Origin of the sequence: Kitasatospora sp. NBC_01250, assembly GCF_036226465.1 — a bacterium.
GTDB lineage: Bacteria > Actinomycetota > Actinomycetes > Streptomycetales > Streptomycetaceae > Kitasatospora.
The window spans coordinates 1,169,069-1,194,558 of sequence record NZ_CP108476.1; the positions used below are offsets into that span (position 1 = coordinate 1,169,069).

General features: G+C 72.9%; 21 protein-coding genes. 10 read left to right on the forward strand and 11 right to left on the reverse strand.

Annotated features, from left to right (window positions below; all coding sequences use genetic code 11):
* The first annotated feature begins 5 nt into the window (after positions 1 to 5).
* Positions 6 to 923 carry an NADP-dependent oxidoreductase gene (locus OG500_RS05230; RefSeq protein WP_329577083.1) on the forward strand — a complete coding sequence of 306 codons (918 nt, stop codon included), beginning with the start codon at positions 6 to 8 and terminating at the stop codon, positions 921 to 923.
* A 27-nt stretch (positions 924 to 950) separates the two neighbouring features.
* Here the strand turns inward: OG500_RS05230 and OG500_RS05235 are convergent, their stop codons facing one another.
* The 3 genes from OG500_RS05235 to OG500_RS05245 all read right to left on the reverse strand — a co-directional run bounded on the left by OG500_RS05235 (position 951) and on the right by OG500_RS05245 (position 4,331).
* Positions 951 to 1,853, reverse strand: coding sequence for a polysaccharide deacetylase family protein (locus OG500_RS05235; RefSeq protein WP_329577086.1), 903 nt, complete (start codon positions 1,851 to 1,853; stop codon positions 951 to 953).
* 138 nt (positions 1,854 to 1,991) lie between these two features.
* On the reverse strand, positions 1,992 to 3,215 hold the full coding sequence (locus OG500_RS05240) for a chitinase (protein WP_327065179.1): 1,224 nt from the start codon (positions 3,213 to 3,215) through the stop codon (positions 1,992 to 1,994).
* Between the two features lie 165 nt (positions 3,216 to 3,380).
* Positions 3,381 to 4,331 carry a DMT family transporter gene (locus OG500_RS05245; RefSeq protein WP_329577089.1) on the reverse strand — a complete coding sequence of 317 codons (951 nt, stop codon included), beginning with the start codon at positions 4,329 to 4,331 and terminating at the stop codon, positions 3,381 to 3,383.
* Positions 4,332 to 4,436: 105 nt separating this feature from the next.
* Here OG500_RS05245 and OG500_RS05250 point away from each other — a divergent pair, with 105 nt between their 5' ends.
* From OG500_RS05250 to OG500_RS05260, 3 genes are all read left to right on the forward strand, one after another.
* A complete protein-coding gene (locus OG500_RS05250) occupies positions 4,437 to 5,384 on the forward strand; it encodes a LysR family transcriptional regulator (protein ID WP_329577091.1) in 948 nt (315 codons plus the stop codon).
* A gap of 68 nt (positions 5,385 to 5,452) precedes the next feature.
* Complete coding sequence (locus OG500_RS05255) at positions 5,453 to 7,186, forward strand: glycerol-3-phosphate dehydrogenase/oxidase (RefSeq protein ID WP_327065182.1); 1,734 nt, start codon at positions 5,453 to 5,455, stop codon at positions 7,184 to 7,186.
* A gap of 28 nt (positions 7,187 to 7,214) precedes the next feature.
* Positions 7,215 to 8,048, forward strand: coding sequence for an MIP/aquaporin family protein (locus OG500_RS05260; RefSeq protein ID WP_327065183.1), 834 nt, complete (start codon positions 7,215 to 7,217; stop codon positions 8,046 to 8,048).
* 58 nt (positions 8,049 to 8,106) lie between these two features.
* Here the strand turns inward: OG500_RS05260 and OG500_RS05265 are convergent, their stop codons facing one another.
* The gene (locus OG500_RS05265; protein ID WP_327065184.1) at positions 8,107 to 9,090 is read right to left on the reverse strand and encodes a phospholipase D-like domain-containing protein; all 984 of its coding nucleotides are present in this window, start codon (positions 9,088 to 9,090) and stop codon (positions 8,107 to 8,109) included.
* 301 nt (positions 9,091 to 9,391) lie between these two features.
* On the opposite strand from OG500_RS05265, the gene OG500_RS05270 reads away from it, so the two are divergent.
* Complete coding sequence (locus OG500_RS05270) at positions 9,392 to 10,024, forward strand: AAA family ATPase (RefSeq protein WP_327065185.1); 633 nt, start codon at positions 9,392 to 9,394, stop codon at positions 10,022 to 10,024.
* Positions 10,025 to 10,040: 16 nt separating this feature from the next.
* Here OG500_RS05270 and OG500_RS05275 read toward each other — a convergent pair whose 3' ends face one another.
* From OG500_RS05275 to OG500_RS05290, 4 genes are all read right to left on the reverse strand, one after another.
* Positions 10,041 to 10,844, reverse strand: a complete 804-nt coding sequence (locus tag OG500_RS05275) for a hypothetical protein (RefSeq protein ID WP_329577098.1) — start codon at positions 10,842 to 10,844, stop codon at positions 10,041 to 10,043.
* A 121-nt stretch (positions 10,845 to 10,965) separates the two neighbouring features.
* On the reverse strand, positions 10,966 to 12,783 hold the full coding sequence (locus tag OG500_RS05280; RefSeq protein ID WP_329577101.1) for an alkaline phosphatase family protein: 1,818 nt from the start codon (positions 12,781 to 12,783) through the stop codon (positions 10,966 to 10,968).
* Between the two features lie 162 nt (positions 12,784 to 12,945).
* Positions 12,946 to 13,608 carry a response regulator gene (locus OG500_RS05285; RefSeq protein WP_327065188.1) on the reverse strand — a complete coding sequence of 221 codons (663 nt, stop codon included), beginning with the start codon at positions 13,606 to 13,608 and terminating at the stop codon, positions 12,946 to 12,948.
* Positions 13,605 to 15,380: a sensor histidine kinase gene (locus OG500_RS05290; RefSeq protein WP_329577104.1), complete on the reverse strand. Its 1,776-nt coding sequence runs from the start codon at positions 15,378 to 15,380 to the stop codon at positions 13,605 to 13,607. The genes OG500_RS05285 and OG500_RS05290 overlap by 4 nt, the downstream gene beginning before the upstream one ends.
* 153 nt (positions 15,381 to 15,533) lie before the next feature.
* Here OG500_RS05290 and OG500_RS05295 point away from each other — a divergent pair, with 153 nt between their 5' ends.
* Positions 15,534 to 17,012 (forward strand): GntT/GntP/DsdX family permease, encoded by a 1,479-nt coding sequence (locus OG500_RS05295; protein ID WP_329577107.1) that lies wholly within the window; start codon positions 15,534 to 15,536, stop codon positions 17,010 to 17,012.
* 71 nt (positions 17,013 to 17,083) lie between these two features.
* Here the strand turns inward: OG500_RS05295 and OG500_RS05300 are convergent, their stop codons facing one another.
* The 3 genes from OG500_RS05300 to OG500_RS05310 form a co-directional block, all read right to left on the reverse strand.
* A complete protein-coding gene (locus tag OG500_RS05300; protein ID WP_329577110.1) occupies positions 17,084 to 17,971 on the reverse strand; it encodes a C1 family peptidase in 888 nt (295 codons plus the stop codon).
* Positions 17,972 to 18,335: 364 nt separating this feature from the next.
* Positions 18,336 to 18,806 (reverse strand): cyanase, encoded by a 471-nt coding sequence (gene cynS / locus OG500_RS05305; RefSeq protein WP_327065192.1) that lies wholly within the window; start codon positions 18,804 to 18,806, stop codon positions 18,336 to 18,338.
* A 77-nt stretch (positions 18,807 to 18,883) separates the two neighbouring features.
* Positions 18,884 to 20,137, reverse strand: coding sequence for a cytochrome P450 (locus OG500_RS05310; protein ID WP_442907122.1), 1,254 nt, complete (start codon positions 20,135 to 20,137; stop codon positions 18,884 to 18,886).
* 376 nt (positions 20,138 to 20,513) lie between these two features.
* On the opposite strand from OG500_RS05310, the gene OG500_RS05315 reads away from it, so the two are divergent.
* The 4 genes from OG500_RS05315 to OG500_RS05330 all read left to right on the forward strand — a co-directional run bounded on the left by OG500_RS05315 (position 20,514) and on the right by OG500_RS05330 (position 25,209).
* Positions 20,514 to 21,233 carry a thioesterase II family protein gene (locus OG500_RS05315; protein WP_327065193.1) on the forward strand — a complete coding sequence of 240 codons (720 nt, stop codon included), beginning with the start codon at positions 20,514 to 20,516 and terminating at the stop codon, positions 21,231 to 21,233.
* Between the two features lie 68 nt (positions 21,234 to 21,301).
* A complete protein-coding gene (asnB, locus tag OG500_RS05320; protein ID WP_329577119.1) occupies positions 21,302 to 23,131 on the forward strand; it encodes an asparagine synthase (glutamine-hydrolyzing) in 1,830 nt (609 codons plus the stop codon).
* Positions 23,132 to 23,239: 108 nt separating this feature from the next.
* On the forward strand, positions 23,240 to 23,368 hold the full coding sequence (locus OG500_RS05325) for a hypothetical protein (RefSeq protein ID WP_329577122.1): 129 nt from the start codon (positions 23,240 to 23,242) through the stop codon (positions 23,366 to 23,368).
* A gap of 56 nt (positions 23,369 to 23,424) precedes the next feature.
* Positions 23,425 to 25,209: an acyl-CoA dehydrogenase family protein gene (locus tag OG500_RS05330; protein WP_329577125.1), complete on the forward strand. Its 1,785-nt coding sequence runs from the start codon at positions 23,425 to 23,427 to the stop codon at positions 25,207 to 25,209.
* Positions 25,210 to 25,490 lie beyond the last annotated feature (281 nt).

A 25,490-nucleotide genomic window follows, 5' to 3' on the forward strand; every position in this document is an offset into this window, starting at 1 on the left:
TGAGCATGCCGAAGGCAGTGCAGTTCAACGAGTACGGCGGCATCGAGGTGCTGCAGGTGGTGGAGGTGCCGCTGCCCGAGCCGGCCGAGGGGCAGGTGCTGGTCAGGGTCAGGGCGGCAGGCATCAACCCCGGTGAGGCCAGGATCCGCACCGGCAGCCTGCACGAACGCTGGCCCGCCACGTTCCCGTCGGGCCAGGGCAGCGACCTGGCGGGGACGGTGGAGAAGCTCGGCCCCGGGGTGACGGCGTTCGGCGTCGGCGACGAGGTCGCCGGGTTCACCGATCTGCGGGCCAGTCAGGCCGAGTACGTGGTCACCGACGTCCGGGAGTTGACGCCCAAGCCGGCCAACGTGCCGTGGCAGGTGGCCGGTTCGCTGTTCGTCGCCGGGACGACGGCCTACGCCGCCGTGCGCTCGGTCTCCCTGCGGCCCGGCGACACCGTCGCGGTGTCGGGGGCGGCGGGCGGCGTGGGGTCGCTGGTCGTCCAACTGGCCAAGCACGCCGGGGCCGAGGTGATCGGGATCGCCGGGCCGGCCAACCACGACTGGCTGGCCGCCCACGGCGTCAAGCCGGTCGCCTACGGCGAGGGCCTGGCGCAGCGGCTGCGCGAGGCGGCGGGCCGGATCGACGCGTTCATCGACACCCACGGCGACGGTTATGTGAAGCTCGCCGTCGAGCTGGGCGTGGCGGTGGACCGGATCGACACCATCATCGACTTCGCCGCCGCCGCGGAGTACGGGGTGAAGGCCGAGGGCAACGCGCAGGCCAGCAGCGCCGAGGTCGTCGGCGAGCTGGCGGCGCTGGTCGCGGACGGCGCGCTGGAGGTGCCCATCGCCGCGGAGTTCCCGCTGGCGGAGGTCCGGGCCGCGTACACGCAGTTGGAGGAGGGACACACCCGGGGCAAGATCGTCCTGATCCCCTGACCGGCGCCGCCCTCGGGGCAGCACCCGTCAGGCACCGTCCGGCAGGGTGAACCGGTAGCCGGCCTCGACGAGTTGGGGCAGGTAGACGCGGAGCGCGTCGACGGTCTGGGAGCGGTCGCCGTCGCTGCCGGGGGCGGTGATCAGCCCGTCGGTGAGGGCGCCGTCGTGGTTGAGCACGATGGATCCGGTCCTGATGTCGGTGAGCACGCGCTGGACGATGGTGCCGGCCCCGGGGTTCGACCAGTCCTCGGGGTCCACGTCCCAGCAGACCGAGCGCAGCCCCATCTCGGCGCAGACCGCGTAGGAGTTGCGGGTGAAGTGCCCGCCGGGCGCACGGAACAGCACGGGCCGCTCGCCGCAGGTGTCCGCGATGATGTCGCTGGTGCGCTGCAGTTCCCGGCGGACCCCGGCCTTGGACAGCGTGCCGAGGTCGGGGTGGGACCAACTGTGGTTGCCGATCCGGTGGCCCGCGGCCACCACGTCGCGCACGGTGTCGGGGTACCTGCGGACGTTCATGCCGATCATGAAGAACGTCGCGGTGACCCCGTACTTGTGCAGGATCTCCAGGACCCGTGGTGTGTCGATCGGGTTGGGCCCGTCGTCGAAGGTCAGGGCCACCGTCTTCGGGCCGGCGTGCACCATGGTGTCCGCCTCCCCGGCAGCGCCGGCCGGGTCGGCGGGCGGCACGGTGCCGGCCGCGCTCGGCGTGGGAGCGGGCGCGGGGCTCGCACTCGTGGCCGCCGCGCTCGGGCTCGCCTCGCTCGGCTCGGCGGAGCCGGACGGATCGTCCGAGGCGTCGCCGGTCGCCGAGGCGAGGGGGGCGGGCGCCCGGGACGCCCTGACGCCGGCCCGGCCGCACGCGCACAGCAGCGTCGCGCAGCCGAAGGTGAGCACCAGACGGCGAGGTGTGATGATCTGATCAATATTCATGTCGCTCTGACCTCCAGCGATGCGAATCCCCCTGCCACAGGCCGTCCGGGGGCTCGACGACGCCTGGACGGACGGCCCTTTCCCGGATCCCTGCCGATCCGAGCTCCCCCTTGACCCGGACAGCTGACCCGGGAACGCTCAGTGCCCGACCGGGCCCCGGCACCAGACCATCGGACGCGACCAGACGCTCCGGTTCCAGCCGCTCTGGCACTGACCGCCCCACAGGGCGCGCCCGTCCTGCCCGGGCGAGGAGACCGGGGTGCGGCCGACCGGCGGGCCGAGCGGGCCGCCGCAGGAGACCTGCGCGACGCCGAGGCCGGCGCAGTGCGACGGGCGCCAGTCGGGGGCGGGCCGCGGCCTGGGCCGGGTGAGCAGGTGCGAGAAGTCGGCCGGCTGCTGGGGGGTGCCGCTGCAGGTGGTGGCGAGCAGGCCGTCGGTCGAGCAGGCCTGGTCGCGGCCCACCGACCAGAAGGCGAGCAACTGGATGCCCTTGTCGTTGGCGTAGTTCACCAGGACCCGGGCGTCCTCGGTGGAGAAGACCTCGTTGGTGGCGTCGTTCACGCCGATCATCGGGGTGTTGCCCTGCATCCCCCACAGTTCGGCCGAGCTCTTCTCCGGCCAGATCTTCACCATCTGCTCGTAGAGCCCGTCGGCGGCGGTGGTGGCGACCCGGCCCATGTTCAGGTCGGGGCCGTAGTCCATGGTCATGATGTTGACCACGGAGATGGTCACGCCCTGCTTCTTGGCGTTCTGCAGCAGGCGCACCGACTCGGGTGACAGCCCGTCCGGGTTGACCGGGAGCGTGTAGTGCACGCTCAGGGTGCGGCCGACAGCGGCGTACTCCCGCTGCAGGTCGGCCAGGGCGTGATTGCGGAGGTCGACCGAGGCGGTGTCGCTCAGCGCGGCGCCCTCGATGTCGAAGTCGACCATGGTCAGGTTGAGCGCGTCGATGACCCGCCGGTAGGCGGCCTTGAGGCTGTCCACCGAGTCGCAGACCCGGGCGAGTTCGGTGCCGGCACCACCGCCGAAGGAGGTGATGACGTCGCCGCCACCGGCGCGCAGCCGGTTCACGGCAGCCTGCCAGCCCTCGTTGGTCACGGACGTGGTGCCGTCGAAGGCACCGTTGCAGCCGCCGTCGCTGATCACGAAGGCGAGGGTGAAGTACTGCAGCCCGGTGGCCTGTTGAGCCTCGGTCAGCGAACTGCCGGGGCGCCAGGTCTCGATGTAGGGGGCGGTGTAGCGGGGCGGGAACCCCGGCCCGGGCTGGGTGGCGGCGGATCCGGATAACGGGGTGGCCAGCACGATTCCGGCGGCCAGTGCTAACGGCGCGAGGGCCGAAGCCAGACGGGGAGGGCGGCGCATGGGATTTCCTCATGGTCGGACCGGCCGGGGCATCCGGGGGCCCCGGGGGGCCGGTCGGTGTGCCACGGTCGGCGGGTGACGCCCCTTCAGGGGATCGTCAGTACGTTCATCATTAAAATGAAGAACCGTCCGGAGCACCGTACGTATGCCTCCCGCCCCCGCGCCTCACGAATCGCCGGGCGGTGCCACCAGTTCGCTCGATCGGCCCACGCCGGCGCCGACGGGACGGGCGCCGTCCGGGTGGCGGGAAGCGGCGGGGGCGCGGGTGAGCGCGACCGCGCCGACCACCAGCAGGCCGCCCACGACGGTGTTCCAGTGCACCGGTTCGGCGAGCAGCAGGGTGCCCAGCGCGGTGGACCACAGCGGGATGACGTAGGTGACGGTGGCCGCGACCGTGGTGCCCGCCGTGCGGACCAGGGTCAGGTTGAGGATGTAGGCGACCCCCGTGCCCAGGGCGCCGAGCACCAGCAGGCAGAGCGCCGCACCCGCCCCCGGCCAGTGCGGGGCACCGGCCGCCGCGGGCGTCACCAGGGCCAACTCGACCGCCGCGCAGCTGATCTGGAGGGTCGCCAGGCTGGTCGCACCGTACGGCAGACCAGTGAGGAAGCGGCGGGTGCAGGCGAAGCCGGCGCCGTAGCAGCACGCGGCCCCCAGGCAGGCCAGGCTGCCGGCCAGCTCACCGGCCCCGAAGCCCCGCCAGACACCGAGCACCACCAGCACGCCGGCGAAGCCGAGCCCGAGCCCGGCGGCCCGGCGCGGGCCGGGGCGCTCACCGGTGCCGAGGGTGAACAGCAGCGTGAACAGCGGTGTACAGGCGTTCCACAGCCCGGCCAGCACCGAGCTGATCCGGGTCTCACCGAGCGGGAAGAGGACGAACGGCACCGCGTTCAGCAGCACCGCCACCGCCGCCGAGTGCGCCCACACCCGCGGCTCGCGCGGCACCGGCTCGCGGCGCACGGCCAGGATCGTCCAGAGCGCGACCGCCCCCAGCACGCACCGCCACAGGGCCACCCACAGGGGCGGCACCCCGGCGTCCACCGCCACCTTGATCAGTGCGAGGCTCGCGCCCCAGATCACCGACAGCAGCACGAAACCCGGCCACCACTGCCGCACCACGCCACCCGCCTCTCCCAGAACCCGTACGAGCTGATGGACACACGGTGCCGGGTGGGGCAATCATGAGTCCAACAAGGACAAGTGCGGACGAGATGAGAGTTGCTCATGGCCACCGGCGTCAATCTGGCCCAGCTGCGAGCCCTGGTCGCCGTGGCGGAGAGCGGCGGGTTCGGCAGCGCGGCGGACGAGTTGCGGATCAGCCAGTCCGCCGTCTCGCACGCCGTCGCGGCCCTGGAGCGCGCGGTGGGCGCACCCGTGCTGCACCGCGGCGCACGGGTGCGGCTCACCCCGCTCGGCGAGCAGTTGCTGCCGCACGCGCGCGCGGCCACCGCCGCCGCCGAGGCCATCGCCACGATCGCCGCCCGCCACCAGGGCGAACCCGTCGGCACCGTACGGCTGGCCGCACCGACCACCGTCTGCCAGGGGCTGCTGCCCGAGCTGCTCGGCGCCTGGCGGGCCGCCCACCCCCGGGTCACCGTGCGCATCTTCGAGGGCGAGGACGACGAGCTGGACGCCTGGCTGGCGAGCGGCACCGCGGACGCCGCCGTGCTGATCGACCCCGAGCCGGCGCCCGCCGGCGCCCTGCCACTGGGTCAGGACTCCATGCACGCGCTGCTGCGCCGCGACCATCCGCTGGCCCAGCAGCCGGTGGTCGACATCCGGGACCTGGCGGACGACGCCTTCCTGCTCTCCGAGGGCGGCTGCGAACGCCAGATCCGCGAGATCCACCGGCGGGCCGGCGCCCGGTTCGCCCCCGCCCACCGGATCCGCGACGTGGGCACCCTGATCGGCATGGTGAACGCGGGCATCGGCGTCACGGTGATGCCCGCGCTGGCCCACGCGATGCTGCCGCCCGGCTGCGTGCTGGTCCCGCTGGAGCCGCGGCTGGCCCGGCGCCTGGTCCTCACCGGCCCGGCGAACCGCCCCTGGCACCCGGCCCTCGCCGCCCTGATGGCCACCGCGGCGACCGCCCTCGCACTGCCCGCGACGCAGCGCCCCGCCACCGGCGCGGCGCGAGCCACCACGCCGGTCGGGGTCGCTGGGTCGGCGTAGTGCGCGGTGGCCAGCGGATGCGGCCGGTGGTGCTCCCCCATCGAATGGAGGTGACTTGACGCCCCCAGATGGTGAGGAGCACCCTCGTGCAGCCAGTCGCGCTCTCCCCCGGCACCCGAGAAGACGCCCTGACGGCCCTCGGGTCGGGCCGTGAACTGGACATCCTGGTCGTCGGCGGCGGTGTGGTGGGGGCCGGCTGCGCTCTGGACGCCGTGACCCGCGGCCTGTCCGTCGGACTGGTGGAGAGCCGGGACTGGGCCTCCGGCACCTCCAGCCGCTCCAGCAAGCTGATCCACGGCGGTCTGCGCTATCTGGAGATGCTGGACTTCCGGCTGGTCCAGGAGGCGCTGAAGGAACGCGGGCTGCTGATCCAGAAGCTCGCCCCGCACCTGGTGCGGCCGGTGAAGTTCCTCTATCCGCTCAAGCACCGCTTCTGGGAACGCCCTTACGTGGGCGCGGGAGTGCTGCTGTACGACACGATGGGCATCACTTCCGGCAACTCCCGCGGCCTGCCGCACCACCGCCACCTGACCAGGCGTCACGCGCTGCAGGAGGTTCCGGCGCTCAAGGCGGACAGCCTGGTCGGCGCGGTGCAGTACTACGACGCGCAGGTGGACGACGCCCGCCACACCATGATGGTGGTGCGCACCGCCGCGGCCTACGGCGCACACGTCGCCAACCGCACCAAGGTGACCGGGTTCCTGCGCCAGGGCGAGCGGGTGACCGGGGCGCGGATCACCGACCTGGAGAACGGCCGCGAGTTCGAGGTGCACGCCAAGCAGGTGATCAACGCGACCGGCGTGTGGACCGACGACACCCAGGCGATGGCCGACACCCGCGGGCAGTTCCACGTCCGCGCGTCCAAGGGCGTGCACCTGCTGGTGCCGCGGGACCGGGTGAACTCCAAGTCCGGGCTGATCCTGCGCACCGAGACCAGCGTGCTCTTCGTGATCCCCTGGGGCCGGCACTGGCTGATCGGCACCACCGACACGGACTGGGACCTGGACAAGAACCACCCGGCCGTCAGCGCCAAGGACATCGACTACCTGTTGGAGCACTGCAACCGGGTGCTGGCCACCCCGCTCACCCGCGACGACGTCGAAGGCGTCTACGCGGGCCTGCGCCCGCTGCTGTCCGGCGACGCGGCGGAGACCAGCAAGCTCTCCCGCGAGCACCTGGTCGGCCACCCGGTTCCGGGCCTGGTGGTGATCGCCGGCGGCAAGTACACCACCTACCGGGTGATGGCCAAGGACGCGGTGGACGAGGCCGTGCGCACCCTGGAGGGCACCCAGCCCGGGCCCTCGGTGACCGAGGAGGTGCCGCTGGTCGGCGCCGAGGGCTACCACGCGCTGTGGAACCGCCGCCAGCGGCTGGCGGACGGCTCCGGCCTGCACGTGGCGCGGGTCGAGCACCTGCTCAACCGCTACGGCTCGCTGATCGGCGAGCTGCTGGAGCTGATCCGCACCGATCCCCGGCTGGCCGAACCGCTGCCCGGGGCCGACGACTACCTGCTCGCCGAGGTGGTCTACGGGGTCACCCACGAGGGCGCCCGGCACCTGGACGACGTGCTGACCCGGCGCACCCGTGCCTCCATCGAGTCCTGGGACCGCGGGGTGGCCGCGGCTCCCGCTGCGGCGGCGCTGATGGCCGCCCACCTCGGCTGGGACGAGCAGCAGGTGAGCAACGAGATCGAGCACTACGCCAAGCGGGTCGAGGCCGAGCGAGCGGCCCAGCACCAGCCCGACGACGCCACGGCGGACGCGGCTCGGCTGGGCGCACCCGACATCGTGCCGCTGCACTGACCGGCGTCACCAACCGAAGGAGTCCGAGGTGCTGGACCGACTTTCCGCAAGCACGCGCACGCTGACGGGCGAATTCCTGGCGGAGTTCACCGGCACGATGGTGCTGCTCCTGTTCGGGTTGGGGGTGGTCGCCCAGGTGGTGGCCGCAGGCCTGGGCGACCACGACAGCATCGCCTGGGCCTGGGGTTTCGGGGTGACCTTCGGCATCTACATCGCCGGACGGCTCTCCGGAGCGCACCTCAATCCGGCGGTCACCCTCGCGATGGCCGTCTTCAACAAGTTCCCCTGGCGCAAGGTGATTCCCTACGTGGTGGCACAGTTCCTCGGCGCCTTCGTCGCCGCGCTGCTGGTGCGGTGGAACTACACCGAGGTGCTGGCCAAGTTCGACCCGGGCCACACGCTCAAGAGCCAGTTCGTCTTCTCCACGCTGCCCGGCAACGGATCGCTGCCGATCAGCGACTGGGGCGCGCTGCGCGACCAGGTGATCGGCACCGCGATCCTGCTGCTGGTGATCATGGCGGTGACCGACCTGCGCAACAGCGCACCGCAGGCGAACCTCGGCGGTGTGGTGATCGGCTTCCTGATCGTGGCGATCGGCATGTCCTTCGGCACCGCCGCCGGGTACGCGATCAACCCGGCCCGCGACCTCGGGCCGCGGCTGGCCAGCTACCTCACGGGCTACGACCACGCCTGGCGCGACCAGTACGGGCACCTCTACTTCTGGGTGCCGATCGTCGGTCCGCTGGTGGGCGGCCTGATCGGGGCCGCGCTCTACCGCCTGCTGGTGTCGCCGTTCCTCCCCTCGCCCGAGCGCGAGGTCGGCATGGAGGTGCCCACCGCCGACCGGCCCGAGCAGCCCTGACCGGGCCGTCGGGCGGCAGCACCCGACGGCCCGGTCAGGGCTGGTGCCGGGCGCCGGATCAGGCCGGGGTGCCGTTGGCGTAGTCGCTCGCGAAGGCGTTCTCGACCACCGAGGCCACCCCGCTGTCCGTCAGGATGATGCCCAGCTCGCGGTTGTTGTCGAGCGAGTTGGTGGTGTCGTTCATCGAGCCGACCTCGACGGTCTGGGTGCTCAGGCCGTAGTCGGCGACCATCGCCTTGGCGTGCACGTAGAAGCCGGTGCTGGAGGAGTAGCCGACCACCGTGCCGCCGGCGTTCTCGATCTCGGAGATCTCGGAGGAGTACGAGGACGGGCTCTCCAGCACCAGACGCACCGTCACCCCGGCCTGCGCGCGGGCGGCGATCGCGTCGACCACGGCGCTGTCGCTGAACTCCTCCTCCTCGACGTCCAGGGTGGTGGTGGCGCCGTTGATCACGGACAGCAGCCGGTCCCGGGAGTCGGTGGGCGACCAGAGCAGGTTGTCGCCGTCGCTCGGCGTGGTGCTGGTGCCGGCGTAGTCCGCGTCGAAGACCTGCTCGATGGCCTGGACGTCGTTGGCGTCGGTGTCGAAGACGCCGTAGTCGCGGCTGGTCGAGTAGTACTTGGAGGTCAGGTTTCCGCTCAGGACGAGCGACTCGGTGCCGTCCACCGTGATGGTCTTCTGGTGGGTGTAGACGAACTGCGAGGACGACCAGACCACGCCGACGCCGGCCTGCTTCAGCGTGTTGTAGGCCGAGTCGTTGACCGACGTTCTGGTGCGGTCGAGGATCACCCGGACCGTGACGCCGGCCTGCTCACGCTGGATCAGGTCGTTGACCGCCGTGCTGTCGCTGAGCTCGTACATGGTCATGTCGAGCGTGCGGGTGGCGGAGTTGATGAAGTTGTAGATCGTCGGCTCGCTGCTGCTGAGCGAGAACGCGAACGCCGAGTAGTCGCCGGTCGCGTGGGCCGGCACCGTGGTGGCGAGGGAGGCGGCGCAGACCGCGGCCGCCAGTGCGGCACGGCGGGTGAAACGGCGGAACATCACTGTTCTCCCTGGGAGTTGAAGAGCCGTCGGCACTGGTCGGGCGACGGCTCATCCAGGACACCACGCGCGTAGACTGCCCGATAGGTCGGTCAGATGAAATTGCCATGTACATGGACCCATGAACCGTCGGATTCCTCGGCCGCTGTGACGGCCGGGTGAGGATGCGCAGCGGCGGGATGCACGGCAGCGAGGATTGCCCGCCAGTGCGGCGCCGGAGGGAAGGACGACAGTGGCGGGGATGTCGGTGCAGGCGCTGGCACCCGACTCCGGTGCCGCTGCAGCGCAGTAGGGTCTGGGCATGCTCCTGTGGATCAACGGCCCCTTCGGTGGCGGCAAGACGCAGACCGCGCACGAGATCCGGCGGCGCCTCGCCGGCAGCGTCATCTGCGACCCCGAGCACGTGGGGTTCGGACTGCACCGGATGACGCCCCCGGCGCTGCGCGGGGACTTCCAGGACCTCCCCGCGTGGCGGCAGGGTGTCTACGAGGTGCTGGACCGTGCTCTGGCCGCGCACGACGGTGTGGTGATCGCGCCGATGACGGTCGTGGAGCCGGTGTACTTCCGCGAGACGGTCGGCCGGCTGCGCGAGCGCGGCCACGAGGTCCGGCACTTCGCGTTGCTGGCCGAGCGCGAGACGGTGCTGCGGCGGCTGCGTGAGCGCGGGTTCGGGCACGCCGTGCGGATCGCCGCCGGGAAGGACGCCCCGCTGCGCCGGGAGAGCTTCGCCCTGTCGAAGCTCGACGTGTGCCTGGAGCGCCTGCGCGAGGCGGAGTTCGCCGAACACCTGTGGACCGATCGCCTCACCGTCCCGCAGGTCGCCGACCACATCGCCGCCGCTGCCGGACTGCGGCTCGCCCCGAACACCGATGGCGCACTGCGCGGGCGCCTGCGCCGGGCCTGGACCGGGGCGAGGCACATCCGGTTCGACTGAGCGGTCGTCACCGGCCTTACGAGGCAGTTCGGGTGAGGGTCAGGATGGTCTGGCCGGCCTGGACGGTCATCGCCGTGTGGACCGCGTCATCGGTCAGGCCGATGCGGCCGGTCTGCCGGACGGCCGCGTCTCCGGCGCCCGCCAGGTGCTGGTGGACCCAGGTCTCCTCGGTGGCGGTGGCCCGGTGGTTCAGCACGAGGTCGTAGCAGTCGGCGAGGCTGTCGGCCGCCTGGGCGGGCCGGGCAGCGGAGTTGTCGGTGTAGCACTCGATGGTGCGCACGCCGCCCGCGGCATCGACCCGCACCTGGACACCCAGGTCGTACCCGCCCGGCTGCTCGGCCGTGGCGGTGTCGAGGGTGCCGGGCAGAGAGAGTCCGGTGCCGTCGATGCCGGCCCGGCTGGTCCGGAAGGTCAGGCCCCAGCGCTGGGTGAGGGGTCCCGTGAGGGCGCCGATGGTGAGGCCGGGGAAGGCCGGACCGGGCCACTGGTCCGCCGTGGCCGGGCGGCGGCCGGGCGGCGGGTTGCTGGGGGCATGGGCCGCGGAGAGGCAGAACGCCCCGAACAGGGCGGCCACCAGCAGTTGGAACAGCGCGGTGGCATCCCGCCTGTACCACAGGCACAGGCCTGCGGTGAGCAGGGCCGCGACGCAGGCGGCGAGCGTGAACCGGACCAGGCTGTGGCTCTCGCAATCGGTGCCGCCCAGGGCACCGCACAGGCCGCGCCCGGCGACGGCCAGGAGGCAGAGGGCGAGCATCACCGCGTCCAGGAGCAGCACGCCCGCCACGGCCGCCGCCGTGTTGTACCTGTCCAGCGGGCCCACGGGCCGTCGCAACCTCATGTGTCCCCCCGGATGATGGTCGGCGCAGATCATCGTGACGGCCGTCGGCCTGCCGCGCAACAGTGCTGCACGGCGGGCCGACGGCTCGCGGGGAACGCGCTGCTCAGGTCACGGTCAGGGTGACCGGGCCGGCCAGTGCCGTGTACCCGTTGTTGTAGAGGTACCAGACGGCGTAGCTGCCGGGGCCGGACAGGCTGCTGGTGGCGAAGGTCAGGCTGCCGCTGCTGTTCGGGGCGTACTGCCAGGTCAGCGAGGACTTCTGGCCCGGGGTGACGCCCACCGGGTAGATGCCGATCCAGTTGGTCGAGCTGGTGGTGCCCGACGGCGTCGCGTACTGGAAGGTGACGCTCGATCCGTTGGCCACGCTCGGGGTGGTGGTGCTCAGGGTGCTGGTCGGCGCCGGGGCCGAGCCGGGGACGAAGGCGTCGTTGAGCGGCGTCGCGTAGGTGTCGTTGGCGGTGATGCCGGGCAGGCCGAGCGCCGCCTCGATGGTGCGGGCGGTGCTGTAGTGGTCGTAGCGGCTGGTGCTGGTGGTGCCGGCCGGCACCGTGCCCTGGGAGCCGTCGACGATCGCGGCCACCTGGTTGTCGGGCTGGCTGCTGTCCTCGTCCCAGGTCAGGATCAGCAGCGACTTCTGCGTGGTCCAGGCCGGGGAGGAGAGGATCGGGGTCAGCGTCTGCTTCAGCCAGCCGTCCTGGGTCTGCAGGCTGGTGGCGTTGCCGTTGCCGGAGGCCTCGCCGTCGTAGTAGTCGTCGGCGGCGAGCCAGGAGAAGTTCGGGGTGGTGGCCGTGCTCTTCAGGTCGGTGGTCAGCTGGCTGGTGTCGACCAGGTGGGCGGCGCAGCGGCTCGCGTTGCCGCTGATGTCGGTGTAGTTGAAGAACGGTGCGTCGTCCGGCTCGTACTTCGCGTCGTACTGGGTGGTGGTGTTGCAGGGGGTACCCATGCCCTGCTCGTAGGCCTTCCAGGTCTTGCCGGCGGCCTCGATGGTGTCACCCAGGTTGCTCTTCGGGTCGTTGATGTTGGGGTAGTAGGTGGCGCCGGTGGTGTAGGTGTCGCCGCCCGCGACGGCCAGGTAGTTCTCGTCGCTGGGGTGGTAGACGGCGTGGTAGTCGGCCATCGAGGCGCCCTGGGCCATCAGGCTGTGGATGAACGGGGTGTCCGCCGGGTCGCCCATCACCTCGGCGTAGTCGGTGTTCTCCATCATGACCGTGAAGACGTGGTCGTAGCCGGGGACCTTGGAGACCGGCGGCGCCAGGGTGGCGGCCGGGACCGGGGTGTTCAGGGTCAGCGAGAGGTTGTCCAGGTAGCCGGACTCCCCCGAGCTCTGCAGGAACTGCACCTCGACCCGGATCGAGCGGGTGCCGGCCGGGACGGTGCCGGTGCTGCTGCGGGCCAGGAACGAGGTGGCGTTGCCGCGGTCGGCCGCGGAGACGGTGGGCAGGGTGGCGGTGCTGCCGAGCTGCTGGCCGGCGCCGTTCTGGAACTGCAGCGAGACCTGGGCGTAGCCCGCGTAGCTGGTCCAACCACCCAGCCAGCCCGAGAGGTTGTAGCCGACCGAGCCGCCGTCGATCGCGCCGGCGGCGCCGGAGACGTCGACGGTCTGCGCCATCGCGCCGTCGCCCTGATTGCCGGGGGCGAAGAAGGCGGTGCCGGGGGCCGGGCTGCTCGGGTGGGCGAAGCTGCCGGCCGAGTAGCAGATCACGTCCGGGCTGCCGGAGAGCACCGTCCAGCCGGGCATGGTGGTGGCCGCGGTCCAGTCGGTGGTGCAGTAGCCGGCCTCGGCGTCGCCGTTCACGATCAGGTTCGCGCTGCCGGTGGCCGCGCCCGCGGGCGCGGCCACCGTCACCGTGAGCAGCGCGCCCAGCAGGGCGAACACGCCGCAGAGCGCCCGCCACATCCGTCTTGTCGTCAGTCGTCCCATGGTCACTGACCCTTCCCGATCACCGTGAGCCTGTTGTCCGTGCCAGGTCATGAGTAACGGTCCAGGCTGTCCCTGGGAAGAACGGCGGGCCAACGCGCTCTGGCCGAAATGGCCGGGATATGAGGTGAGTTGTACAGACAGCTTCGCGGGACGGGGTGAGCTCTACCGGCCGTGCCAGGAGTACAGGTGCTCGGGGCGGCCGGCGGCGCCGTAGCGCAGCTCGACCCGGACGGTGCCGTCGGCGGCCAGGTCGGCCAGGTAGCGCTGGGCGGTGGGGCGGGAGATGCCCAGCCGGACGGCCAGCTCACTGGCGGTGACGGTGCCGGCGGCGGCGCGCACGGCCTCGGCTACCAGCTCGCCGGTCGGTGTGGCGCGCGGGCGGCGGGGGCGACCGCCGCGGTCGGTGCCGTGCAGGGCCCGCAGGGCGCGGTCCACCTGCTCCTGGTCCAGTGTGCGGTCGGCGGCGAGCTGGGCGCGGAACCGGGCGTATCCGGCCAGCTTGTCGGTGAGCGCCGCGGCGTCGAAGGGCTTGATCAGGTAGCCCACCGCGCCGCCGCCGAGGGCGGCACGCACCTGCGCGGTGTCCGCGGCGGCGGTCACCATCAGGACATCGCCGGTCAGCGCGGGCAGCACCGCGCTGCCCAGCCGGTCGGGCAGGTACTGGTCGAGCAGCACCAGGTCGGGCCGCAGTTCGGCGTCCAGCCGCACCGCCTCGGCCGCCGAGCGGGCCGTGCCCACCACCTCGAAGCCGTCCACCGCGGCCACGTAGCGGGCGTGCAGCTCGGCGACGCGGTAGTCGTCGTCCACCACCAGAACCCGGATCACCGTTCTCCTCCCACCAGTTCGTCCTGCGCGGCAAGGCCGGCCGGCCGCTCCGGATCGTCGGGGTGCGCCAGGGATCCCGGCCGCTCCAGGGTTCCGGGCCGCTCCAGGACACCGGGCCGCTCCAGGACACCGGGGATCCTGGCGACGAAGACCGCGCCGTGCCCGGCCCCGCCGGTGCGCTCCAGCCGCAGCTCGCCGCCGTGCTTGACGACCAGCTGGCGAGCGAGCGTCAGACCGATGCCGTGGCCGTCGCGCTCCTCGGCGGACCGGGTGGTGAAGCCGCTGCTGAAGAGCCGCTCGACGTCCGCCTCGGCCACCCCGTCGCCGCTGTCCAGCACCGCGACGTGCAGCGTGCCGCCCTCCGCCAGGACGCTCAACTCCACCCAGGCGGGCCGCCGTTCACCCGTCTCGGCGGCCTTGACCGCGTTGTCCAGCAGGTTGCCGACCACACTCACCACGTCCAGCGGGTCGGTCAGCCGGCGCGGCAGGTGGGAGTCCTCGTCCAGCCGCAGGGCCACCCCGTGTTCGGAGGCGGTCGCGGCCTTGGCGGCCAGCAGTCCGCGCAGATAGGGGTCGGCCAGCCGGGCGCCGTCGCGGCCCTCGGTGGCCAGCGGCGCGGCGGCCAGCTCGCGCAGGTACGAGCGGGCCTCGGTGGTGGCGCCGGTGTCCAGCAGGCCGGCCAGCGTGTGCAGCTTGTTGGTGTACTCATGGGCCTGGGCGCGCAGCGCGTCCGACAGCGCCCGCAGCGTCGAGCGTTCGCGGGCCAGTTCGTCCAGCTCGGTGCGGTCGCGCAGGGTCAGCACGTGGCCGAGGTTGCGCTCACCGCGGCGCACCGGCTGCGCGGTCACCACCAGGACCCGCTCGCCGACCACCAGCACGCTCTGCCACAGCTCCTGACGTTCCATCAAAATGCGTGCCAGGGCGGGCGGCAGGCCGGCCTCGGCGATCGCCGTCCCCGGGCGCGGCGGGATGCCCGGGATGCCCGGGGCACCCGTGGCGCCCGGGGAGCTCGGAGCGTCCAGGCCGAGCAGCCGGGCCGCCTCCGCGTTGCAGACCGTCACCCGGCCGTCCTGGTCCACCGCCAGCACGCCGTCCCCCACCCCGTGCAGCACCGCCTGCTGCTCGCGCAGCAGATCGGCGAGGTCGACCGGTTCGAGGCCGAGGGTCTGCCGCTTCAGCCGCCGGGTGAGCAGCGCCGCCGCCCCGGCGCCCACCAGCAGCGCGCCACCGGCGAAGGCACCCTCCTCGCGGATCAGCGGCGCGGCGGCGCCGAGCGCGGTGCTCAGCCGCACTCCGGTGCTGACCTCCCCGATCACCCGGCCGTCCGCGGCGCGCAGCGGCACCTTGGCCCGGGCCGAGTCACCGAGCGTGCCGCGCTGGATGGCGACCGACTCGCGGCCGTCCAGCGCGGTCGGCGCGGTGCTGACCTCCTTGCCCAGCAGCGCCGGGTCGGGGTGCGAGTAGCGGATGCCGCGGCTGTCGGTGACCACCACGAAGAGCATGCCGGTGCGCTGCAGGACGGCCTCGGCCGCCTGCTGCACCTCGCCGCGCGGATCGTCGCCGGCCGCGATCCGGTCCACCACCACCGGGTTCTCGGCGGTGGACCGGGCCACCGCCAGCGCCCGCTGCTCGTAGTCCTGCTCGGCGGAGTCGCGCAGCAGCTCCGCCGTCAGCGCGAACCCGCCGCCGAGCACCACGCAGAGCACCGTCACCTGGGCGAGCAGGGTCTGGGTGGCGAGGCGGGGCCTGCGGTCGAACATACGGCGGAACATGCGGCCAGCGTACCGCCGTGCACAGAACGCACAGAACGAGCGGAAAGATTTCCGGCGACCGCAATCGACGCAATCCCCGGGGCCCTGGCGGCGGGCGGCGACGGCCACATACGGTGCCCCGCAGCAGTAAATGAACAGGGAAGAGGAATACGCATGATGGCAGCGTTGGCATCATCGTCCGCACTGCTCGCGCAGGCCGCGAGCACGGCTCCGGGCAAGGCCGCGAATACGGTGTGGACCGGCCACGACACGTGGCTGCTGGCCGTGGTCGGGATATCGATCGCGCTGGTCGTGGTCCTGATCAGCTGGCTGAAGGTGCACGCCTTCCTGGCATTGATGGTCGGCGCTTTCGCCGTTTCCCTGCTCTCCGGAGAAGCGGTCCAGAAGGTCGCGGATTCCTTTACCACCGGCCTTGGGAACATCACCGGAAAAGTCGGCATCCTGATCATTCTGGGTGCGGTGCTCGGCCGGCTGATGGCGGATTCCGGGGGCATCGACCAGATTGTGAGCACGCTCACCAGAGCCGTCGGCCCCAGGGGCCTGCCGTGGGCGGTGACCCTGGTCGCCTGCCTGGTCGGGCTGTCGATGTTCTTCGAGGTCGGCTTCGTGCTGCTGGTGCCGCTGGTGCTGCAGATCGCCAAGCGGGCGGACTACCCGGTGCTGCGGGTGGGCATCCCGGCGATGGCCGGGCTCGCCACCGTGCACGCGCTGGTGCCGCCGCACCCCGGCGTGCTGGTGGCGATCACCGCGGTGCACGCCTCGGTGGGCCTGACGCTGGTGTACGGGCTGATCGTGGCCATCCCCTGCGCGATCGTGGTGGGCCCGCTCTTCACCGCCTACGCCTGGCCGCGGGTCGAGGCCCGGATCCCGGACGCCGCACTGGCCGCCTTCACCACCACGGCGGTCGACGCCGACGGCGCTGCCGAGGGCACCGCGGGTGCCGCGGGTGCCGCGCCGCGCCGGCTGCCGCGCTTCTCGGTGACACTCGCCACCGTGCTGCTGCCGATCGCGCTGATGATGCTCAAGGCGGGCTGCGACACCTTCCACTGGGCCCACGGCACGCTCTACACGGTGCTGGAGTTCCTCGGCACGCCGGTGGTCGCCCTGCTGGTGGCGGTCCTGGTGGCGCTCGGCACCTTCGGCTACGCGGTGGGCGCCTCGCGCGAGCAGGTCCAGGCCTCGCTGTCGCGCTCGTTCCCGCCGATCGCCGGGGTGCTGGTGATCGTCGGCGCGGGCGGCGGCTACTCGCAGGCGCTGGCCGACTCTGGCGTCAACGCCGCGATCGGCCGGGCCGCCGGACACCTGCACATCCCGCTGCTGGTGCTCGCCTGGCTGGTGGCCGCGCTGATGCGCACGGCGACCGGCTCCGGCACGGTGGCCACCGTCGCGGCGGCCGGCATCATCGGCCCGATGGCGCACGGCCTCGGCTCGACCCAGGCGGCGCTGCTGGCGCTGGCGCTCGGCTCGGGGGCGGCCTTCCTCGGCCATGTGAACGACGCCTCGTTCTGGATGTTCAAGGAGTACTTCGGGCTCTCGGTCGGCGGCACGCTGCGGACCTGGACGGTGTCCCACACGCTGCTCTCGCTGACCTCGTTCGCCGGGGTGCTGGTGCTCAACGCCGCCCTGACCTGACGCGCGGGCGCGGCGTCGGCGGGCAGCAGGAGTGGTCCCGGGCGGCCTCGGTACCGCCCGGGACCGCTCGGTCAGTGCACGCCCTGGCCGGTGGCGACGATCTGGCCGACGGCGTCGGCCTCCTGGATCTGGTCGGTGACGAAGTTCCACGGCACGGTGAAGTAGCCGTTGTCACCCCACGAGCTGCCCCACGAGTTGGCGATCTTCACGCCCTGGTCGTTGTAGCCGACGATGGCCACCTCGTGGCCGCCCAGCGGCTGTCCGGCCAGCTCGTCCGCGCTCGGGTAGTAGGAGTAGTTCCCGGCGGTGGTGGCGTCGATGTCCTCCAGGCTCTGGTACACGTTGAAGGCGAAGACCACCGGCTCGCCCTGGGCCAGCGAGCTCTTCACCTCGTCGACCAGCGCGCTGCCGGTGTCCAGCGCGGTGTAGCCGGACAGCTTCCAGTTGGCCGCGTTCGCGGTCTCGTTGGCGTCGGGCTGGGTGGTGTAGTCGAAGTCGCCCTGCCAGTAGTCGGCCTTGGTGTCCAGGCCCTGCGTGGTCAGGATGTCGAAGTGCTGACTGGCGTAGCTGCCCTGGTCGTTGCCCTGGGCGATCTGCGCGTAGGTGTACATCGGCGCGTGCGGGGCGCCCGCGATGCCCTGCTCGCCCTCCATGATGCCGATCGCGGAGTAGTCGATGGCCCAGGCCACGCAGGACCCGACCTGGCCCTGGTCGCCCACCTGGGGAAGGTAGTTGCTCAGGTCCACGCTCGCCGGCACGTCCTTGGTGGCGTGCGGGGCGATCGCACTGTGCATGCGGGGCTGGACGGGGTGGTCCAACTGCGCGCCGAGCGCGAAGTGGTGGTGGTGCGGGCGCGCGGCGGCCGACGGAGTCGCATCGGCGGCCGAGACCATCGCGGTGCTGAACGCACCGGCTATCGCCAGCACCGCGACGGCGCGGGCGTAGGTGTTCTTCTTCACTGCGTGGTGTCCTTCTTCTCGTGGGGGACCCGGTCGCGGCGGCGTGTGGGGGCCTGCCGCGGGACGGTGCAGGAACGAACGGGCGGTGCGACGGGGGCTTGCCGGCCAGCGAGCCGACAGGAAACCGACGTTGGCGACGCAGCAGGCTGACGTGCCGTCATCACCCCGTCCGCCTGGGGGCCGACAGTTGCGCCGCCGGCGGAATGTCCCAACCATAGGGGCTGATGACGAGTGCATGCCAGCTCATCAAGTCGACATGGCCGGAACACGACAAACACAGGGGTCGTTCGCATCCGAGGTTTACCCAGCGAGCGGGCCGCCCCGGAGTACCGGAGCGGCCCGCTGTTCGTTAACTGTTGAAACGTCAGAAAGGCTTGTAGGGAAGGAACTTGCCGTCCAGCGTGATGACGGCGCGGTCGCCGCCCTCGGGATCGGCGACCTTCTGCACGTCGATCCTGAAGTTGATCGCGCTGATGATGCCGTCACCGAACTGCTCGTGCACCAGCGCCTTGAGGGTGGTGCCGTAGACCTCGATCATCTCGTGGAAGCGGTAGATGGTCGGGTCGGTGGGGATCCCGCCGGCCAGCGAGCCGCGGGTCGGAATGGTCTGCAGCAGCCGCTCCGCCTCCTCGTCCAGGCCGAGGAGTCCGGCGACGGCCTTGGCCGCGTCCGCCGGCAGGGCGTGCTGGCCGAGGACGGCGGCGGTCACGAAGGCGACCGACAGGCCGGCCACATCGGCGATCTGCTGCCAGGAGAGGTCCCGGCGGGTCTTGGCGTCGACGGCCGCGATGGCCAGCGTCTGACGGGCGGTCGGGTCGAACTGGGCGTGCACCACGAGGGCCTCCTTGGGGTTGGCGTGGGAGGGCGGATCCAGCTGCCGGGCCCTGTCCGGCGGATCCTGCCGGACAGGGCCTACCCGAGAGTGACCGTGGTCGGGCCGTCCGGGCGGACCGTGATGCCGTAGGCGGCCCGGGTGGGCACGGTGTCGAAGGCCACCGTGTGGGCGGGCAGCAGGCGTTCGAGCAGGGCGGTGGTCTCGCGCAGCGCGAACTGCAGGCCGAGGCAGGCGCGCGGGCCGAGGCCGAACGGCAGGTAGGCGCCGGTGACGGTGGGGCGCGCACCCGGGGTGGTGAACCGGCTGGGGTCGAAGTGCTCGGGGTCCGGCCAGAGTTCGGGGTCGCGGTGGGTGAGCCACGGGCAGACCAGCACGTCGGTGCCGGCCGCGACGGTGTGGCCGGCCACCGTGTCGTCCGCGGTGGCGTGGCGCGGCAGCATCCACGCGGAGGGGTAGAGCCGCAGCGTCTCGTGGACCAACGCCTGGACGGCCTCCCGGCGTTCGGCCGAGCCCTCGGGCCCGGCGGCCAACGCCTGCTCGCGGGCGGCGGGGTGGCGGTCGAGCAGCAGGTAGAGCCAGGTCAGCGTGGTGGCCGTGGTCTCGTGGCCGGCGAACAGCAGGGTGACCAGCTCGTCGCGGATCAGGCGGTCGGTGTACTCGGGGCGCTCGACGGCGGCCGCCAGCAGGTCGTGCAGCAGCCCGGGGCCGTCAGGTCCGGCGTCGCCCGCGCGGGCGGCCTCGATGGCGCGCCTGGTGACGGTGTCGAGCCTGGCCAGGTCGGCGGCGACCGCCGGCGGCACCTCGACCGCATCGGCGGGCAGCGTCGGCAGGGCGCCCACCAGGTCGTCGATGGAGGCCAGTTCGGCCTCGGTGGCGGCGTCCACGGGATGGCCGGTCAGGGCGCGCCAGATGCTGTCCAGCGCGAAGCGGCGCATCTCCGCGGCGAGGTCGAAGCGCTCCCCGGTGCGGGCGTACCCGGCCCAGCGCTCGGCGCAGGCCTCGACCGCCGCGGCGATCCGCTGCTCGTAGCGGCGCATTCCGGTACCGGTGAACTGGGCCTGCAGAAAGCGGCGTTGCCGCTTCCAGGCATCGCCCGAGGCGGACAGCACGCCGTCACCCACCAGCAGCCGGGCCCGGTGCGAGCGCTTGACGTACTGGTCCGGGTGCTGGGCGAGCACGTGCTGGACCGCCTGCGGATCGGTGATCAGCACGGTCGGCCGAGGTCCCAGGCGCACGGCCGCGACCCCGCCGAGCCGCTCGCGGGCCAGCCCCAGCAGCTCGACCAGCTCGCCGCCCTCCGCCTGCCAGCGCTTCACCAGTGCGGGGTCCAGCTCGGGGACCGGGCGGGCGCCGCCCGGTCCGGTACCGTTGCCGGAGCTCTCGCCGGCCGTCGGGCTGCTGGGCAGCGGACTCGCTTCGGTGGCCACGGTCCTTCTCCTGGTTCAACCGCTGGACGATGGATCTGACGTACCGTCGGCGACGCCGACGGTACGGACTGTACGCGATCGGGCGGCCCCGCTGACAGGGCCTCCGAGCGGCGGTGCGACCGGCGACCGGCCCGGGCAGCCGGCCCGCGCGGCCGGCCCTGGCGACCGGCCTGCCAGTGGACCGCAAGGGGAACGCAAGCGGTACCGCAAGCCCTCCGCAAGTCCGTCCGCGTACGGTCGCTTCCGCGACACCACCTGCACGTCGGGAAGGGCCCCTGCGATGACCTCCACTCTGCTGCTGTGCTTCCCGCACGCCGGCGCGGGGCCCTCGTTCTTCGTGCCCTGGCGGTCGCTGGCACCGGCCGGGCTGGAGGTCGCGCCGGTCGCCCTGCCGGGCCGCGAGCAGCGATTGGGCGAACCGCCGTTCGAGCAGGTGGCGGACGTGGTGGCCGACGTGCTGCCCTGGATCCGCGAGCGGGCCGCGGCCCACCGGGGCGTGGCGCTGTTCGGGCACGCCCTCGGGGCGGTGCTGGCGTTCGAGGTGGCGGGCCGGCTGGCCGCCGAGGGCGGGCCGACGCCGTGCGGCCTGTTCGTGAGCGGCTCGGCGGGCCCCGCGAGCCGGCCAGGGCCGGTCGCCACCGGCCTGCCGGACGCCGAGTTCCTGGATCTCGTCGCGCACGCCGAGGGCTACCGCCGCCCGGCCTTCGACAACCCGGCCCTGCGCGAGGCGCTGCTGCCGGTGCTGCGCGCCGACATCGGGATGCACGAGCGGTACCGCCCCGCGCCGCGGCGAAGACTGGACGTCCCGATCACGGCGATCCGCGGTTCGCACGACCAGGTGATCGGCACCGAACGCCTGACGGAGTGGCGCGACCACACCTCGGCCGACTTCCGGTGCGCCTGCCTGCCCGGTGGGCACATGTACCTGCTCGACTTCCCCGCGGCGCTGCTCGGCCTGATCGACGGCCGCCTGCACCACACCATCACCCCCGCCCGGTAGCCGAAGCCCGCCCGGAGGCCGATGGACGGTCCGCCAAGGACCCAGCACGTACAGGAGAGAGGAACCAGGTGTCCGGAATCGCCGGCTGGATCGACTTCGAGCGGGACGTGGCGCGCGAGCGGCACGCCGTCCTCGCCATGACGGCCTCGCTGGCCGGGCGCGGCCCGCACGGGGAGGGGATGTGGGCCTGCCCGCGCGCGGTGCTGGGTCAGCGCGGCACGGGCGCGGTCCACGAGACCGACGGCGGCAAGCCGCTGGTGGTGGCCGAGCAGGGCCGCCCGGTGGCGGTGATCAGCTACGACGGGTCGGTGTCCAACGTCGCCAGACTGCGCCGGCAGCTGACCGACTCCGGCGAGCGCTTCAGTTTCGGCAGCGAGGCCGAGGTGGTGCTGCGCACCTACCTGCGCTGGGGGACGGCGGGGGTTCGGCGGCTGGACGGCATGTTCGCCTTCGCCATCTGGGACCTAAGGGTCAGCCGGCTGGTGCTGGCCCGGGACCGGCTGGGCGTCAAGCCGTTGAGCTACCTCCCGCTGGAGGCCGGCGTGCTGTTCGGCTCACAGGCCCGCGCGGTCCTCGCGCATCCGCTGGCCGAGGCCCGGGTGGACGCCGACGGGCTGCGCGCCGTGCTGACGGCGATCAAGGTGCCCGGGCGCGGCGTCTTCCGCGGCCTGCGCGAGGTGCCGCCGGGACACCTGGTCCAGGTGGGCGTGAGCGGGATCCACACCGAGGCGTACTGGCGACTGCGTCCGCAGCCGCACACCGAGAGCCTGCCCGAGACGCTGGAGACCGTCCGCCGGCTGCTCGGCGGCGCGGTCGCCTCGGCGATGGCCGGCGAGCCGGCGCCCGGGATCCTGCTCTCCGGCGGCCTGGACTCCAGCGCGGTGGCCGCGCTGGCTGCGGGCCGCACACCGGGCGGCGAACCGCTGCGGACCTTCAGCGTGGGGATCGGCGTGAACGCGGACAGCGTGCCGGACAGCCCCTACGTGGCCCAGGTGGTGCACCACCTGGGCGCCTCGCACCTCGAAGCCCCGCTCGACCCGGAGGTGCTCGCCGACCCGGTGGTGCGCACCGCGGTGCTGACGGCCAAGGACCTGCCCACGCCGTACGGGGACAAGAACATCACGCCCTACCTCTTCTACCGCTCGGTGGGCGAGCAGGTGAAGGTGGCGCTGTCGGGCGAGGGGGCCGACCCGGTGTTCGGCGGCTTCGACTGGGCCGGCGACCGGGAGGTGCTGGCGGCCGAGATGTTCCCCTGGCTGACCCGGGCGCGCCGGTTCGGGGCGGCCCACGGCCTCGGGGCCGGGCTGCTGGACCCGGCGCTGCTCGACTGGCTGGCCCTGGACGCCTACTGCGCCGACCAGTACCACGACGCGATCGCCGAGGTCGAGCACCTGCCGGCGTCCACCGGGCTCGAACGCCGGATGCGCGAGCTGGGCCACCTGCACCTGACCCGCTGGCTGGACCCGCTGCTGCTGCACTCCGAGCGGCTGGGCACCGCGGCCGGCCTGGAGATCCGGTTCCCGTTCTGCGACCACCGCCTGGTGGAGTACCTCTACAACACGCCCTGGGCGATGAAGACCTACGGCGGCCGGGAGAAGGGCCTGCTGCGCGCGGTGGCCGGCGAGCTGCTGCCGCCCGCCATCCTGGCCCGGTCCAGCGCACCGTTCCCCGCGACCTACGACGACGGCTACACCGCGCACCTGCGCGACGCGCTGGCGGGCGTGCTCGCCGACCCGCACGCACCGGTCGCGGCGCTGCTCGACACGAAGGCCGCACGGGCCTTCGTCGAGGACCCCCGGCTGACCGACCGCGGCGGCTGGCCGGACCGGGCCGACGTCGAGATGGCGCTGCAGCTGAACACCTGGCTCGACCGGTACGGGATCCGCCTGACGCTCTGACTCCGGACCGGACCAGGCCACCCCTGGCCCCGGTCGCGCCCGGCACCACCGGCCCCACCACGGCCGGCCGGGCGATCGCACCCAGCCCCATCGAAGGCGAGAAGCAGCATGACAGACCTGCTGGACACCACCCGGCCGTACCTCTCCCGGCCGGCCGCCTCCCGGCCGCACCTCTCCCGGCCCGACACCTCCTGGGGCGACGGCGCACCGGCCGCCGTGAGCCGGCCGCCGCGGTGATCCCGAGCAGCCCGCTCCCCCGCCGCAGCACGGCCCCGCACCTCCGGACGGAGACCATGGCGACCAGCCCGCACCCGCAGAACCCCTGGCACGTCCCGGGGGTGCCCAGCTTCCTGGAGGGCCTCTACCTCGGCGAGTTCCGCTGGGACCTCATCCACCCCTTCCCGGTGCAGGACAAGGCCGACCGGCAGGCCGGCGACCGCGTCCTGGCCGCCTTCGGGGCGCTGCTGCGCGAGCGGGTGGACCCCAGCGAGGTGGATGCCGAGCGGCGGCTGCCGCCCGGTCTGCTGGAGGCGCTGGCGGCCGGCGGCTACACCCGGCTGCAGAGCGCCCCGGAACTCGGGGGCCTGGGCCTGTCCGGCATGAACGCCTTCCGGATCGTCCAGGCGGCCGCGAGCTGGTCGATGCCGGTGGCGCGGCTGCTCGCGGTGCACAGCACCGTCGGCGCCGGCGCCCCCCTGGCCGCGCTGCCCCCGGGCCCGCTGCACGAGGGACTCGGAGCCCGGGTCCGGGCCGGGGACGTGTGCGGCAGCGCCGACACCGCGCCGACGGGCGCCGACGGCCGCCCGTGCGGCACCACCGCCGCCCCCGTCGAGGGCGGCGCCGCGTACCTGCTGACCGGAGGGAAGGTCTTCACCGGCAACGGCTCGCTCGCGGGCCTGGTCGGCGTGACCGCGACCGTGCGCGAGGCGGGCGGCGAGCGGGTCCGGACCTTCTTCGTGGACACCGCCGACCCCGGCCTCACGGTGACCGCGGAGCACGAGTTCATGGGCCTCAAGGGGTACCCGGCCAGGGAACTGGCCCTGCGCAACGTGCGGGTGCCGGCCGAGCTGATGGCGGCCGAGGAGGAGCACGACCAGGACCCCACCCCCGAGTTGAACCGCCTGGTCGTCCGCAGCCGGGTGCACAGCATCGTGGCCCCGGCACTGGCACTCGGCCGGCTCTGCCTGCACTGGTCGCGGGAGTTCACGGGCAGGCGCCAGGTGGACGGCCGTCCGCTCGGCTCCTTCGAGGAGACCCAGCGCATGGTCGCGGCCACCCTCGGCGAGGTCTTCGCGCTGGAGACGCTGGCCCAGTGGTGCCTGCTGGGCGAGGACGGCCCCGCCGACAAGCGGACGGCCAACCTGCGCTACGAGCACCTCGCGGCCAAGAACCTGGCCTCGGCGACCTGTTGGCGCATCGTCGACCGGACCATGTCGCTGCTGGGCGCCGAGGGCTACGAGACCGCGCACAGCAAGGCCCGCCGCGGCGCCGTGCCGCTGCCGGTGGAGCGGGCCTTCCGGGAGGCACGGGGCCTGCGGATCGCCTGCGGGGTGGACTTCCAGCTCGACAACCGGGCCGCGCGGCTGGGCGTCCTCGGCTGCTACTACCCGGAGCCGGCGAACGCGCGGGCGATCGAGTCGGAGCCGGCCGACGTCAGCTGCCTGGACGACGCCGACCTGACCGAGCCCAACCTCGGCCACCTGCGGTTCACCGCCCACCAGGTGAAGGCCTTCGCCCGGACCTGCCTGGCGCTGGTGCGCCGCCACCCGGACCCGCAGGAGCTGTTCGAGCAGGAGCACCTGCTGATCCAGCTCAACCAGGTCGCGGGCGAGCTGCTGCTGATGTCCCTGGTGCTGGCCCGGACCTCGCAGTGCGGTCGGCTGGGACCCGAGAGCACCCAGGAGCTGGCCGAGCTCTACTGCGCCGCCGCCCGGCGGCGGATCGACGACCTGTGGCGCCGGATCACCGTGGAGCAGCCCAGCGGGCACGCCGACGCCAGCGCCGCCTGGCTGGCCGGCGAGCGGTGGGCGGACCTGGTCTCGGACGTGCTGACGGACGCTCCGCCGACGGCGGGCTGACGGCGGGGTCGACACCAGGGCCGGGGCGGGCGCCCTTTACCGGGCCCCGGCGGGCATGTTACTTGTTTGACGAGCGACAGGGCTGCGACGTAGCGAAGGGTGGGGGTCGCCGAGGAACGAGGTGGCACCCGCCCGCAGCGAAGGAGCAGCCCTCCAAGCGGCGATGTCACGAGCGACAGGGCTGCGACGTAGCGAAGGGTGGGGGTCGCCGAGGAACGAGGTGGCACCCGCCCGCAGCGAAGGAGCAGCCCTCCAAGCGGCAATGTCACGAGCGACAGGGC